Source organism: Acidovorax sp. GW823-FHT05D11, from assembly GCF_058795695.1.
In genome coordinates, this window is the sequence record NZ_CM179502.1 from 2,933,141 (window position 1) to 2,946,869 (window position 13,729).

Consider the following 13,729-nt stretch of genomic DNA (forward strand, 5'->3'; position numbering starts at 1 on the left):
GTGGTTGGGGGTTGTTGCTTGGTAATTCTCGCAGCGCCGCGGATCAGTGCTTTTGCGTATCCGCCGGTGCCGGCGCTGCCCCGGCGCGGGGCGCCAGACAGGGGCCGCAATGCGGGGCGGCGCCGCCGTCCCTGATCGGCAATGCAGGCCAGAGGCGACCCAGGGGCTTGCGCATGTCACGCCTTCTGCTTGACGTAGCTGCCCGGTGCCGGCTCGGTGGCTCTGAATTTCGTGCCCTTGCCGTAGGCCTTGGGGGCCGCGATCTGCTTGCCGGCATGGCCCTTGAGCCATCCGGACCAATCGGTCCACCAGCTGCCGGGGTGTTCGGTCGCGCCCTCCAGCCACGAGTCCAGCGTGGCGGGCAGCTTGCCGTCCGCGCGGATCCAGTGGCTGCGCTTGCCCTTGGCGGGGGGGTTGATGACGCCTGCGATGTGGCCCGAGGCCCCCATCACGAAGCGCTTCTTGCCAGGCAGCACCTGGGTGGATGCATAGGCGGCGTTGATGGGCACGATGTGGTCTTCGCGCGAGCCGTAGATGTACACCGGCAGCGTGAGGTTTCCAAGGTCCATCTTCTCGCCGCACACGGTGAGCCTGCCGGGCTTGACCAGGTTGTTCTCCAGGTAGAAATTGCGCAGGTACCACGCGTAGAACGGCCCGGGCAGGTTGGTGCTGTCGCTGTTCCAGTACAGGAGATCGAACGGCGGCGGCGTCTCGCCCTTGAGGTAGTTGCCCACCACGTAGTTCCACACCAGGTCGTTGGGACGCAGGAAGCTGAAGGTCGATGCCAGGTCCTGCCCCTTCATCAGCCCGCCCTGCCCCATCTGCATCTCGCGGAACTTCACGAACGCCTCGTCGATGAACACATCCAGAATGCCGGTGTCCGTGAAGTCGATCAGGGTGGTGAGGAACGTGGCGCTGGCCACGGGCTCGTCGCCCCGCGCCGCCAGCACGGCCAGCGCATTGCTCAGGATGGTGCCGCCCACGCAGAAGCCCAGCGCGTTGATCTGTTCGGCGCCGGTGATGTTCCGCACCACGTCGATGGCCGCCATCGCGCCATCTTCCACATAGTCGTCCCAGGTCTTGTGGGCCAGGGCATCGCCGGGGTTGCGCCAGCTCACGACAAAGGTGCGATGGCCTTGTTCGACGGCGTAGCGGATCAGCGAATTCTCGGGCTGCAGGTCGAGGATGTAGAACTTGTTGATGCACGGCGGCACCAGCAGGAAGGGGCGCTCATAGACCTTGGCGGTGAGTGGTTTGTATTCGAGCAGCTGGAACAGCTCGTTCTCATACACCACGGCGCCCTCGGTGGTGGCCACGTTGCGGCCCACCTCGAACAGGCTTTCGTCGGTCATCGACACATGGCCCTGTGTGATGTCGTGCAGCAGGTTCTGCATGCCCTTGGCAATGCTCTCGCCCTTGGTTTCGATGGCCTTCTTCTGCGCCTCGGCGTTGAAGGCCAGGAAGTTGCTCGGCGCCATGGCGGCCATCCATTGCTCCACGCCGAAACGGATGCGGGCCTTGGTCTTTTCGTCGGACTCCACCGCCTCGGCCAAGCCCATCAGGGTGCGCGCATTGAGCAGGTAGGCGGCGGCCGAGAAGGCCGCGACGGGGTTGCTGGCCCAGCCCTCGCCGGCGAAGCGGCGGTCCTTGACCTCGGGCGCGCCCTGCAGGCCCTGCGCCCACAGTTCCTGCGCTTCCTTCAGGTACTGCTGCTGCAGCGCCTGCAGCTTGCTGGGTGAAAACTTCAGAGGGGGGGTGGCGGGTACCTGCGTACCAAGGTCCAGCTTCTGGAACGACTGCAGTGCCTGTGACCAGCTTTGCCCGAAAATCTGCTGGAACTGCTGGGCGCTCTCGGCCCATGGTGATTCAGAATTCATGCTCTTTCCTCAGTGATTGGTCGCTCGCAGCGGCAGGGCTTCTTGTTTTTTGTGTCTCGGGTTCATTGTTGCCGACCCACTTCAGCATGGCAACGGATTCAACGCTCGCAGCGAACATAAACCAATGTACCTCATCGTCATCGCCTGGACCTACGTCACCCTCATGATGGCGGTGGCCGAAGCCACCAGCCCCACCGGGACGCTGCTGGGCGCCGTGATCACGTTCGCGCTGTATGGGCTGCTGCCCATGGGCATTCTGGTGTACATCCTGGGCACGCCTTCGCGCAAGCGCGCGATCAAGGCGCGTGAAGCCGCGGAGCAGGCCGCCCACGATGCCGAGCAGGCCGCGGGGGCCCGCGAGGCTGGCGGCCCCGGTTCCTCAGCCGCGCCAGATGCAGGCAGCGAAGCGCCCGCTGCCGCCCAGGGCGGCGCTGTCGCGCCGGTGGGAAAAGAACCTTGATGCGTTCGTGACGGTGCACCATGGCGGTGTTCCGTCATTGCCGTGGACATGGGTGATTCCGAGCGCCTGCAACCGCCGCCGCGCGAGGCCCGCCAGATCGCACAGGTACTTGCCGCTGGCGTGGCCGCTGGGCGCGAAGCAATCCTGCAAGGCCGGGGCAGTGTCGCAAAAAGCCGCCCGCACCTCGGGACCCACCTCGAACGCCTGCGGGCCGATGCAGGGCCCCAGCCAGGCCAGCGTGTCCTGCGCCACCCCTTGCAAGGGCAGGATTGCTTCAATTTTTATAGCATCTCGCGCTTGATCCGCCTGGGCCAGCGCGATAAAACGCTTGAAAACCGATTCCAGCACCCCCTGCCCGTCCACCCCCGCGAGCCCGCGCCATCCCGCATGGGCCGCCGCCACGGCCCGGCCTGAGCGGTGGGCGAACAGCACCGGCAGGCAGTCGGCCACCATGATGGTGCAGGCGACCGCGGGAACCGCCGCCACGCAGGCGTCGGCCTCGATGCCGTCGGGCGTGCCGCCGTCGAGCTGCACCACGCCATCGCCATGCACCTGGCTCAGAAACACGGGCCGCGTGCCCGCTGTCACTCCTTCGAGGGCGGACTGAAGCCGAAGGCGGTTGGCGCGGACAGCGGCGGGGTCGTCCCCCACATGCGTGCCCAGGTTCAGGCTGTCATACGGCGGCAGGCTCACGCCACCCGCGCGGGTGGTGCACAGCGCATGCACGCCCGGCGGCAAGGGCCAGTCCGGCACCAGCCAGTCGGTGGCCTGCGGGGAGTGCGTGCGAAGGGTCAAGCTTCGTTGTCCGGACAGGCGGAAGGCTGGGCCTTCTGGAATGCGGGCAGCGCCATGCAGGCGTCGAACGCGCCCATGGTGAGCGGCAGGCCGCCCAGGTCGACCTTGAAACGCTGGGCGTTGAAGATCTGCGGCACCAGGCAGCAGTCGGCCAGCGTGGGGGTGCCGCCCCAGCACAGCACCGAGGGCGCCAGCCCCTGGGCCGCGCGCTCCTGCGAGAGCAGCACCAGCTGCCGCTCGAAGGCCTCGAGCCCGCTGCGCAGCCAGTGGTGGTACCACGCGTTCTTGGCGGCTTCATCCACCTTCAGCTCCCGCACCAGGTACTTGAGCACGCGCAGGTTGTTGATCGGGTGGATCTCGCACGCCACCATCTGCGCCAGCGCCCGCACGCGCGCCCGGTCCAGGGCCGTGGCGGGCATCAGGGCGGGTGTGGGATGGGTCTCGTCCAGGTATTCGATGATGGCCATCGATTGCGACAATGCCTCTCCGCCATCGGTCACCAGCGTGGGCACCAGGGCATCGGCGGCGAGGGCCGCGTAGGCAGGCTGCTGGTGCTCGCCCTTCACGAGGTGCACGGGAATGTAGTCGTAGGCCAGGCCCTTGATCTGCAGCGCGATGCGCACGCGAAACGAGGCCGAGGAGCGGAAGTAGTTGTACAGCTGCATGGGGATGGGGATTGCGTCGATGGATCGGTGGGCGTGCGGCCGTGGAGAGCGGCGGTTGTACGGTGCGTCCCGCAAGCCCTGCCACGGCTCGGCGGGGCCGGCGTCATGCGCCCGAGGCGCCGGCCGGGTCCTGGTGGTTGTAGACGACCTTGGTGAGCAGCACCATCAGGTCGCCGCGCTCCTGCGCGTTGAGGGGCGCCATCAGACGCTCCTGCACGCGCTGGGCGGCATCGCGCATCTGCAGGGCCGCCACTTCGCCTTCCGGCGTGATCCACAGCAGCTTGCGGCGGCGGTCGCGGGTGTCGGGTTCGCGGCGAATCCAGCCGCGCTTTTCCAGGCGCCCGATCACCGACCCCGAGGTGGCCGCGTCGAACGCCACGCGGGATGCCAAGGTGACCTGGTCTTCCCCGGGCCGGGCCAGCAGTTCATGCAGGATGGCGAACTGCACGGGCGTCACGTCAAACCCCGCTGTCTCCTCCATGAAAAGCGCCACGGTACGCTGGTGGGCACGGCGCACCAGGTGGCCTGGCGTGTTGTGGAAATCGAAGCTCTTTGCCATGGGCGCGAGTGTAGCGTCCCACAGCAAGACGCCCGCACCCATGGCACACTGCCACACTTCGGCCCGGCCCGCAGGGCAACCCGCCCGCACGCCAGGCCCGCACCCGTTCCATCGCACCCAGAGACAAGAAGAAAGGCAGACATGAGCTACGTGTTTTCTCCCGCACCGTTGGCCAGCGTACCCGTGGCCGGCAGCGCCGACCGGTTCCCCGTGCACCGCATCTACTGCGTGGGCCGCAACTACGAAGAACACGCCAAGGAAATGGGCTTCACCGGCCGCGAGCCGCCGTTTTTCTTCATGAAGCCGGCCGATGCCATCGTGGTGGTGAATGCGGGCGAGACGGGCCAGCTGCCCTACCCCAGCCTCACGGCCAACCTGCACCATGAGATCGAACTGGTCGTGGCCATTGGCAAGGGCGGGAAGAACATCCAGGCCGCCGATGCGCTCACCCACATCTACGGCTACGCCGTGGGCCTGGACATGACGCGCCGCGACCTGCAGAACGACATGAAGAAACAGGGCCGCCCCTGGTGCATCGGCAAGGGCTTCGACGCGAGCGCGCCCATCGGCCCCATCACGCCCGCCGCGCAGGCCGGTGACGTGGAGAAGGCCGGCATCTGGCTGCAGGTCAACGGCGCGGACCGCCAGCGCAGCACCGTGGCCCAGCTCATCTGGAACATCCCCGAGACCATCGAGCACCTGTCGGCCGCATGGGAGCTGCAGCCCGGCGACCTGATCTACACCGGCACGCCCGAAGGCGTGGGCGCCGTGGTGCGCGGCGACGTGCTCGAGGGCGGCGTGGACGGCCTGGGCACGCTGCGGCTGAGCGTGGTGTGACGCCCCGCGGCCTGGGCCACCTGGCGCACAGGCCCGGGCGCGCAGCCAAAAGCTATCCTTTTCATAGCTGCCAGCGCTGATGGAACAAGCGCCAGCAGCCTATTTGAATCAAAACCCCCGATGACCTTCCGCAGCCCCATCAAACACTGCCGCGCCTGTGGCACCGCCGTGGTCTACCGCCTGCCGGACGACGGCGACACCAAGCAGCGCGCGGTGTGCCCCACCTGCAGCACGGTGCACTACGAGAACCCGCTCAACGTGGTGGGCACCGTGCCGACCCTGCCCGATGGACGCGTACTGCTGTGCAAACGCAACATCGAACCGCGCTGGGGCAAGTGGACGCTGCCGGCGGGCTTCATGGAACTGGACGAAACCACGGCCCAGGGCGCTGCGCGCGAGACGGACGAGGAAGCCGGCGCACAGATCGAGATGGGCCCGCTGTTCAGCCTGCTCAATGTGCGCCGTGTGGGGCAGGTGCACCTGTTCTACAGGGCCCACCTGCTCAGCGACCAGTTCAACCCCGGGTATGAAACCATCGAGGCGCGGCTCTTCACCGAAGACGAGGTGCCCTGGGACGAGATCGCCTTCCGTACCGTCAAGGAAACGCTGGAAGCGTTTTTTGCCGACCGCAAGGCGGGCAGCTTCGGGCTGCACTGCATCGATATCGAATAGCGCCCGGCCCCTGGACGGCCCAGCCCGGGGGGTACGTGCCCCCGGTCCGCCGGACGTGCCGACCCTGCCTCAGTGGAGAAACAGGTTCCAGGGTGCAGGAACGGTGGTGAGGATGGAGCGGCCGCTGAAGCCCGCCTGCGCCGGCTGAACCACCGACGCATTCACCACGCCCGCGTTGCCGCCGTTTCCGCCGCTGGCCCCGCCGCCCCCTCCAGCAAGGGACGATCCCCCCGAGAAATCGTCCAGACCCATCGCGCCGCCATTGACCAGCAGCGATCCCGTGACCACGGGCGTGGAGGACGCCACCAGGTGGATGATGCCGCCCCCACCACCACCTCCCGCGCCCGCGCCCACCGCGTTGCCAAGGTTGCCGTTGAAGCCATTTCCGCCATGCCCGCCATTGGCCAACAGTGCGCCCGCCACCGTGATGTCGCCGCCGGCCGCGATGACGATCACGCCTCCAGCCCCGCCACCGGCCCCGGCGGCGTCCGCGCCCGGGGTCATGGCGTTCTGCCCGTTGCCGCCATTGGCCTTGATCACGCCCGATGCGGTGACGGTCACATTGCCCCCGGCAAGGATCACAAGTGATCCGCCCCCGCCTCCACCCGTGTCCTGCGCGTTCGGCCGGCTACCCGCCCCACCCGCGGCGGCTGGCGGTTTCAAGAGCCGCGCGGCAGAGAGTGCTGGCAGTCCGATACCGCCTTGGGGTGTCCCGGGTGACGACAGCGCAATACCGGGGTGTGGCGTGACATTGCTGGCCCCTTGCGACCCTTCAAGGACGGTGATGGAGCCGGAAATGGTCACGTCGCCGGTCGCGCGCAGCACGGTCCCGCTGGGAAGCGTCAGCGCTCCCGCGATGTCGATCGTGGAAAACTGCATGTGGTGCCGTCCGCCAAGGCTGTTGAACCCTGCTGTCGTGGACAGGTCGATGGTCGAGGCGATCGACACGGTATAGGCCCCCGCGGAGCCATCACCATACGCCGCGACGGAGCCTGCGGGCCCTTGGGGCCCCGCGGGCCCCTGCGCACCTGCAGGCCCTTGCAGCCCCGTGGCGCCCGCTGGGCCCACGGGGCCGGTGGCACCCGCAGGACCGGCCGCGCCTGCAGGGCCCACCGCTCCCGGGGTTCCTGGGGCGCCTGCCGCTCCGGCAGGCCCTGCGGGCCCCATCGGCCCCGTGGCGACGCCCGCCGTGCAGCCTCCCACCGCGCCGCTTGCGCTTTCAAAACAGAGCAGGCTGCCTTGTGCGGGCGCGCCAGCCAGTCCGGGCATCCGGATCCTGCCCGCATCGTCCACGCGAAAACGCACGGTCTGGGTTGCCGAATCGGTCACCACGAGGGCGCCGCCAGGTGGAGGCGTCAACCGGATATCTGCGGCCCCGCCGAGGCAGGGGGTCAGTGCAAAACCGCAAGCAAGGGCATAGCTCGGCAGCGAGAAACGAAAGCGTCTTGGAGTCATTTTCTGTGGGTCTTGGATGCACGATGGGCGGGACGCGGCGAGCTTCGCTCCCTGCCAAGGGCGACAGGACCGGTTGCAGGCACACCGCGGTGAAGGGATGAATGAAATGGGTCACGGCGGGTCTCCGGTGGCCCGTAAAAGCACCCGGCGGGAGCGCCCGGCCCCAGGCAAAGCACATTTGCGGAAAATGCCCCCCCGGGGACGGCACACGTAACAATTTCATCGCCGCGCATCCTAGCGGCGGTCATGGGCTGGCGCCAGCAAAAAGTGACCGGCCCGGCCGGGACCGCGAGCCGCCCGCAGCCGTGCTCAGCCGCCCACGCGCTCTTCGGCGGGTGCCGGGGGATAGCCCGGATCGGTCGTGACGGGAGGCAGGCCCTGGCCTCCAGGCGGCCGGGGCGCAGCAGGACCCAGGGGCCACGCTGCTGGCGCGGAGGGCACCGGTGCTGGCGGTGCCGTGTCGCTGCCAAACAGCCCGTGTATCCAGTCGCGCATGACGCCGAGCGAGCTATCCGCCGGCGGGGGCGGTGGGGTGGTGTCGAACTCATCGAAGAACCGCTCCTGGCCGTCGATCACCTTAGCCCGGATCGCCTGCTGCATGAACTCGCCCACCATGGGCAGCGCGCTGCGGGCGCCCTGCCCCCAGTAGTCGCTGCGCAGCGTGATGCGGCCATCGTTGAAGCCCGCCCAGGCCCCCGCCACCACGCGGGCATGCATGAGGATGAACCAGCCATCCGTGTTGTCCTGCGTCGTGCCGGTCTTGCCCGCCACATCGGCCTGGATGCCATAGCGTGAGCGGATCGCGGTGGCGGTGCCCCTGTCCACCGCGCCGCGCATGGTGTTGCGCAGCGTCTGGGCCGCGCGGCCTTCGAAGACCGCCTCGGGCACCGGCTTCGCGAAGGTCTCGAGCACCTTGCCGTGGCGGTCCTCGATGCTGGTGATGAGCACCGGCTCCACATAGCGCCCCAGGTTCACGATGCTGCTGTAGGCCGAGATCATTTCCTTGAGCGTGACCGGGCTCGTGCCCAGCGCCAGCGATGGCACTTCCTCGAGCGGCGACTGCCGCACCCCCAGCGCCCGCGCCACTTCGGCCACGCGGGCGGGGCCGACCTGCTGCATCACCTGCGCGGTGATGGTGTTCTTGGAGAGCGCCAGTCCATCCGCCAGCGTCATGGGCTCGTCGCTGGGCGGGCGCCCGTCGGTGGGGCGCCACACGCGGCCACCGCCCAGCGGTATCTCCACCGCGGCATCCATCAGCGTGTCGCCGGGCGATGCCCCCTTGGCAAAGGCCGCGCCGTACACGAAGGGCTTGAACGTGGAGCCGGGCTGGCGCCGGGCCGCCTGCACGTGGTCGAAGGGGTCCTGGGCGAAGTCGCGGCTGCCCACCCAGGCCAGCACATGGCCCGTGACGGGATCCTGCGCGAGAAACCCCGCCTGCACGCGCGTTTTCTCGGAGCGCAGCTTCTGCAGGAAGGCGTCGTCGGCCAGGAGCGCCTTGAGCGCCTCGGCGGGCTCTTCCCCCTTGTCCAGCGCGGCGCGGTATTCGCTGCTTTCGCGCACCAGGGTCTGCACCAGTTCGTTCTGGGGCCCCCAGCCATCGCGCTTGCTCCAGGCGGCATCGGCCACGCCCTGCAGCTGGCGGCCCTGGCGCGCCACGGCCTGATTGGCATAGGCCTGCAGGCGCGAGTCGATGGTGGTGCGGATCACCAGACCATCCGAATACAGGCTGTAGCCCTTGCTGTCGGCCCAGTCGATGAGCTGCTTGCGCAGCTGGATCGCAAAGTGCGGCGCGGGCCCCATGACCTCGGTCTGGCGCTCGAAGTTGACGCGCAGCGGGCGCTTTTGCAGCGTGTCGAACTGTGCCTGCTCCAGCTTGCCGCGCTTGACCATCTGCGACAGCACGGTGTTGCGCCGGGCCTGCGCACGCTCGGGGTTGAGCACGGGGTTGTAGTAGGCCGTGCCCTTGAGCATGCCGATCAGCGTGGCGCTTTCCAGCACATTGAGCTTGTCGGCCGACTTGTCGAAGTACGTGCGCGCGGCCATCTCGATGCCAAACGCGTTGTACAGGAAGGGCACGGTATTGAGGTAGGTTTCCAGGATCTCGTCCTTGGAATACGACAACTCGATCTTGAGCGCCGTGATGGCCTCCTTGAGCTTGCGCGTGAGGGCCTGGGGGAACACGCGCGAGCGGCCGATCTCCTCCGGAAACAGGTTGCGCGCCAACTGCTGCGTGATGGTGGAGCCGCCCTGCGGGGCGCCGCGCAGCGTGTGCACCACCGACGATACCGTGCGCTTCCAGTCCAGGCCGAAGTGGTCGTAGAAGCGGTGGTCCTCGGTGGCGATGAGCGCGTTCACCACATGCGGAGAAATCTTGTCGAGCTCCACCCATTCGCGATTGGCCCAGCGGTACTCGGCCAGCAGCTTGCCGTCCACCGACATGAGCTGCGCAGGCAGCTCGCTCTTGGCCTTGCGGATGTCGCTGATGGAGGGCGTGAACGGGATCAGGACCAGGGTGTATGCCAGCACCGTGGCTGGCAGCGCGAGGGCGCCCCACAGCAGCGCGCGGCGCAGCGGGCGGGGCATCCAGGCAAACAGGCCGGCCAGCCAGCGGAACAGGGCCGCGGCGCGGGCCTGGAAGGAAAGCAGCAATGTGCGCATCAAGAACTCGGAGTAAGGGGAGAGCGCCTCAGGCGCCCGGGCCCGACAGCAGCGCCAGCATGCCCGCTTCGTCCAGCACGGGCACGCCCAGCTCCTGGGCCTTGGCCAGCTTGCTGCCGGCTTCATCGCCCGCCACCACATAGCTGGTCTTCTTGCTGACCGAACCGGCCACCTTGGCGCCAGCGGCTTCCAGCATGTCCTTGGCCGCGTCGCGGCTCAAGGTCGGCAGGGTGCCGGTCAGCACCACGGTCTTGCCGGCAAGGATCTGCGGGGCGCGTTCGGCCACCGGGCCCTCGGGCCAGGTCACGCCGCAGGCGCGCAGCTGCTCGACCACCTCGCGGTTGTGCGGCTGCTGGAAGAACGTGTACAGGCTCTGCGCCACCACCGGGCCCACATCGTTCACCTCCAGCAACTGCTCCACGCTGGCGTCCATGATGGCATCCAGCGTGCCAAAGTGCCGCGCCAGGTCCTTGGCCGTGGCCTCGCCCACGTGGCGCAGGCCCAGGCCGAACAGAAAACGCGGCAAGGTGGTCTGCTTGGATTTTTCGAGCGCGGCCAGCACGTTCTGGGCCGACTTCTCGGCCATGCGCTCCAGCGCGATGAGGGAGGTGAGGCCCAGGCGGTACAGGTCGGGCAGCGTGCGGATCACATTGGTGTCCACCAGCTGGTCCACCAGCTTGTCGCCCAGCCCCTCGATGTCCATGGCGCGGCGCGCGGCGAAGTGCAGGATGGCCTCCTTGCGCTGCGCGGCGCAGAACAGGCCGCCCGTGCAGCGGTGGTTGGCCTCGCCCTTTTCGCGCACCACGGCGCTGCCGCAGACGGGGCAGGCCTCGGGCATCTTGAAGTTGGGCACATAGCCGGTCCGGTTGCCCGGCATCACGCCCACGACTTCGGGAATCACATCGCCCGCGCGGCGCACGATGACGGTGTCGCCCACCCGAACGCCCTTCTTGCGGATCTCGAACAGGTTGTGCAGCGTGGCGTTGGTGACGGTGACGCCTCCCACGAACACGGGCGCGAGGCGCGCGACGGGCGTGATCTTGCCGGTGCGGCCCACCTGCACGTCGATGCCTTCGATCTTGGTGGCCATCTCCTGCGCCGGGTACTTGTGCGCCACGGCCCAGCGCGGCTCGCGGGTCTTGAAGCCCAGGTCGCGCTGCAGCTGCAGCGAGTTGACCTTGTAGACCACGCCATCGATGTCGTAGGGCAGCGCATCGCGGCTGCCGCCCACCTGCTGGTGAAATGCTACCAATTCCGCAGCACCCGCCGCAATCTGCACCTGCGCCGCCACCGGAAAACCCCATGACTTCAGGGTCTGCAGCATCTCGTAGTGCGTGCGGAACACCGGCCCTCCCTCGCCGGGCGGCGTGACGGCGCCCAGGCCATACGCAAAAAAGCTCAAGGGGCGCTGGGCGGTGATGTTCGAGTCCAGCTGGCGCACCGCGCCGGCTGCGGCGTTGCGCGGGTTCACGAAGGTCTTGCCGCCCTGCTCCCGCTGCCGCTCGTTGAGCGCATCGAAATCAGCGCGGCGCATGTAGACCTCGCCACGCACTTCGAGCAGCGGGGGCACGCCCTCGGGCAAGGTCAGGGGTATCTGGCGAATGGTCCGGATGTTGTGCGTCACGTCCTCGCCCACCTCGCCGTCGCCCCGCGTGGCGGCCTGCGCGAGGCGGCCGTTTTCATAGCGCAGGCTCATGGCCAGGCCATCGAACTTGGGCTCGGCCACGTATTCGATGGCGGGGTCCGATTCCGCCAGGCCCAGCTCGCGCCGCACGCGCGCATCGAACGCCTGCGCGCCGGTGGCCTCGGTGTCGGTTTCGGTGTGGATGCTGAGCATGGGCACCGCGTGGCGCACGGGCGTGAGGCCTTCCATCACCGCCCCGATCACGCGCTGCGTGGGCGAGTCGGACGTGATGAGGTCGGGGTGCGCCGTCTCCAGGGCCTGCAGTTCCCGGAACACGCGGTCGTACTCGGCATCGGGCACGGTGGGCTCGTCCAGCACGTAGTACTGGTGCGCCCAGCGGTGGAGCTGCTCGCGCAGCGCTTTGATTTTGATAGCTGCCTGCGCTTGGCTGATCTGCGCTGCGGCCGAAAAAAGTTCTGATTGTTCAGTCATGGTGGCCCAAGCTGGGATTCCTTTTGACAAACCCCAGTTCCCTGCCGCCCGCGAAGCCCACGGATTCATAGAGCCGGTGGGCCTGCGCGCGCTGCGCGCCCGACAGCAGGAAAACCTTGCAGCAGTTCAGGGCCCAGGCCGCGTCCAGGGCGAACTCCAGCGCTGCCCGGGCCAGCCCCTGGCGCCGGAAGCGCCCGCCCGTGATGACATGCTCGACGACGCCGATGGGCATCCCCGCGCTGGCGAAATTGGGCACGAGCGCCAGCATGCAGGTCGCGCCGACCTCGCCATGCCGCAGCGCCACCACCAGCCGCGCGCTGGGGGACCGCAACACGGCGCGAAAGCTGTCCAGCGATGCATCGTCGCCCAGCACAGGGTCCTGGGGCCGCAGTTCGCGGTACAGCGCCCTGACGGCGCCGTGATCGGCCTCGTGCGCCAGCCGGACCAGCGTTGCGCTCATGCGGCGGCCTAGCTGAACAGCCGGCGCGCCAGCACCGACCCCGCCGACAGGTCGCGCCCGTCGAGCTGGTCGTACAGCAGCTCCAGGTCCGAGGCGATCGGGTCCATGGCCATGGCAGGCAGCGGCTGGCCGTTCTGGTCACAGAGCACGCCGTCCATGGCCTCGCACAGCGCGGCGGCGGCCTCGCGCAGGCGCGCAAAGGGTTGTTCGGTTCGGTGGACCTGCGCCACGTCCAGGCTCAGGGTGATGTCGCGGATGGCGGACTGGTCCGGGTCTTCGGCCAGTGCCGCCTGCGTGTCGTAGCCGAGCGTGAGCAATGGCGGCAGGCCTTGCGCGCCGGCCGGCAGCACCAGGCGCCCGGGCATGGCGCCCGGCACGAAGCCCACGCGCGCGGCGTTCTGCTGCACGTAGCCGGGGCTCCAGGCGGCCTGGCGCGCGCGCAGCATGAAGGCCAGTTGCGCGTCGTGGTCGCTGGCGAACTGGTCCAGCTCGCGGGCGCGGGCCACTTCCTGCAGCATGTCGGGAAAATCGGGGGCGGCATTGATGGCGTCCGCAAACGCCTGGGCCTTGACGACGAATTCCGAGAACTCGATCTCGTTGAGCGCGCCCATGCGGTTGGCAAGCTGCACGCCCGCCTGGAAGCTCTGGTAGCGCTGGCCGGGCGCCGGCGTCTCCCACTGCTGGGTGGCTTCGTTCAGGCCTTCGATCGCAAACGGCTTGCTGCCGGCCCGGCGCGTGGGAGGCAGCGCCGCCAGCGCGGCATCGCCGGACACGGACACCTCCGGCTGCAGCGGTGCGATCACGTCGATGAGCGGGTCCAGCCCGGGGCGGCGCTCCAGCGAGAACGGCGGCACGGGCATCTGCAGGGCCTCGCTGGCATCCACCGTGTGCTCGGAAGGCTCGGGCCCGCGGTCCAGGCCGTGAAATTCCCCGGGGGGCAGGTCAGCGGCCGCGCCCGCCTCGAAACCCGGCTCCTGGCGCAGCGCGGGCTCGGCCGCGCGCTCGCGCTCCGGCTCTGGCGGCAAGGCGCGCTTGGGCGCGTTGCGGCGCGAGGTCCAGGTGTTGTAGGCCACGATGAGGGCCAGCACCAGGCCGCCGATGATGGCCAGACTCAGTTGCAATGTGCTCATAAAAGAAATTCTCGGCTAACGGCTATCCGCTGCAAGGCGCAAGGG

General features: G+C 68.5%; 12 protein-coding genes. 3 read left to right on the top strand and 9 right to left on the bottom strand.

The genetic code is table 11. The features are described from left to right. Positions 1 to 176 precede the first annotated feature (176 nt). Positions 177 to 1,877 (bottom strand): PHA/PHB synthase family protein, encoded by a 1,701-nt coding sequence (locus AC3RCE_RS13625; protein WP_218294957.1) that lies wholly within the window; start codon positions 1,875 to 1,877, stop codon positions 177 to 179. 124 nt (positions 1,878 to 2,001) lie between these two features. On the opposite strand from AC3RCE_RS13625, the gene AC3RCE_RS13630 reads away from it, so the two are divergent. Further along, positions 2,002 to 2,337, top strand: a complete 336-nt coding sequence (locus AC3RCE_RS13630) for a hypothetical protein (protein WP_218294956.1) — start codon at positions 2,002 to 2,004, stop codon at positions 2,335 to 2,337. On the opposite strand, the gene AC3RCE_RS13635 is transcribed toward AC3RCE_RS13630, so the two are convergent. The 3 genes from AC3RCE_RS13635 to AC3RCE_RS13645 form a co-directional block, all read right to left on the bottom strand. Further along, positions 2,257 to 3,132, bottom strand: a complete 876-nt coding sequence (locus tag AC3RCE_RS13635) for a purine nucleoside phosphorylase YfiH/LACC1 family protein (RefSeq protein ID WP_492253244.1) — start codon at positions 3,130 to 3,132, stop codon at positions 2,257 to 2,259. The genes AC3RCE_RS13630 and AC3RCE_RS13635 overlap by 81 nt on opposite strands. Beyond that, positions 3,129 to 3,797 (bottom strand): maleylacetoacetate isomerase, encoded by a 669-nt coding sequence (maiA, locus tag AC3RCE_RS13640; protein ID WP_218294954.1) that lies wholly within the window; start codon positions 3,795 to 3,797, stop codon positions 3,129 to 3,131. The genes AC3RCE_RS13635 and maiA overlap by 4 nt, the downstream gene beginning before the upstream one ends. Positions 3,798 to 3,900: 103 nt before the next feature. After that, positions 3,901 to 4,356 (bottom strand): MarR family winged helix-turn-helix transcriptional regulator, encoded by a 456-nt coding sequence (locus AC3RCE_RS13645; RefSeq protein WP_218294953.1) that lies wholly within the window; start codon positions 4,354 to 4,356, stop codon positions 3,901 to 3,903. A gap of 141 nt (positions 4,357 to 4,497) precedes the next feature. Between AC3RCE_RS13645 and AC3RCE_RS13650 the strand changes: the two genes are divergently transcribed. Then, positions 4,498 to 5,193, top strand: coding sequence for a fumarylacetoacetate hydrolase family protein (locus AC3RCE_RS13650; RefSeq protein WP_492253245.1), 696 nt, complete (start codon positions 4,498 to 4,500; stop codon positions 5,191 to 5,193). 120 nt (positions 5,194 to 5,313) lie between these two features. Continuing rightward, positions 5,314 to 5,865, top strand: coding sequence for an NUDIX hydrolase (locus AC3RCE_RS13655; protein ID WP_218294951.1), 552 nt, complete (start codon positions 5,314 to 5,316; stop codon positions 5,863 to 5,865). A 69-nt stretch (positions 5,866 to 5,934) separates the two neighbouring features. Here the strand turns inward: AC3RCE_RS13655 and AC3RCE_RS13660 are convergent, their stop codons facing one another. The 5 genes from AC3RCE_RS13660 to AC3RCE_RS13680 form a co-directional block, all read right to left on the bottom strand. Next, positions 5,935 to 6,744 (bottom strand): hypothetical protein, encoded by an 810-nt coding sequence (locus AC3RCE_RS13660; RefSeq protein WP_492253246.1) that lies wholly within the window; start codon positions 6,742 to 6,744, stop codon positions 5,935 to 5,937. An 885-nt stretch (positions 6,745 to 7,629) separates the two neighbouring features. After that, the gene (locus AC3RCE_RS13665) at positions 7,630 to 9,978 is read right to left on the bottom strand and encodes a penicillin-binding protein 1A (RefSeq protein WP_492253247.1); all 2,349 of its coding nucleotides are present in this window, start codon (positions 9,976 to 9,978) and stop codon (positions 7,630 to 7,632) included. A gap of 28 nt (positions 9,979 to 10,006) precedes the next feature. Next, entirely contained in the window at positions 10,007 to 12,094 is a 2,088-nt protein-coding gene (gene ligA, locus AC3RCE_RS13670; protein ID WP_492253248.1) for an NAD-dependent DNA ligase LigA, read from the bottom strand. Further along, the gene (locus AC3RCE_RS13675) at positions 12,087 to 12,554 is read right to left on the bottom strand and encodes a GNAT family N-acetyltransferase (protein WP_218294947.1); all 468 of its coding nucleotides are present in this window, start codon (positions 12,552 to 12,554) and stop codon (positions 12,087 to 12,089) included. Before AC3RCE_RS13675 ends, ligA begins: the two co-directional genes overlap by 8 nt. An 8-nt stretch (positions 12,555 to 12,562) precedes the next feature. After that, positions 12,563 to 13,684, bottom strand: coding sequence for a cell division protein FtsZ (locus AC3RCE_RS13680; RefSeq protein ID WP_369642494.1), 1,122 nt, complete (start codon positions 13,682 to 13,684; stop codon positions 12,563 to 12,565). Positions 13,685 to 13,729 lie beyond the last annotated feature (45 nt).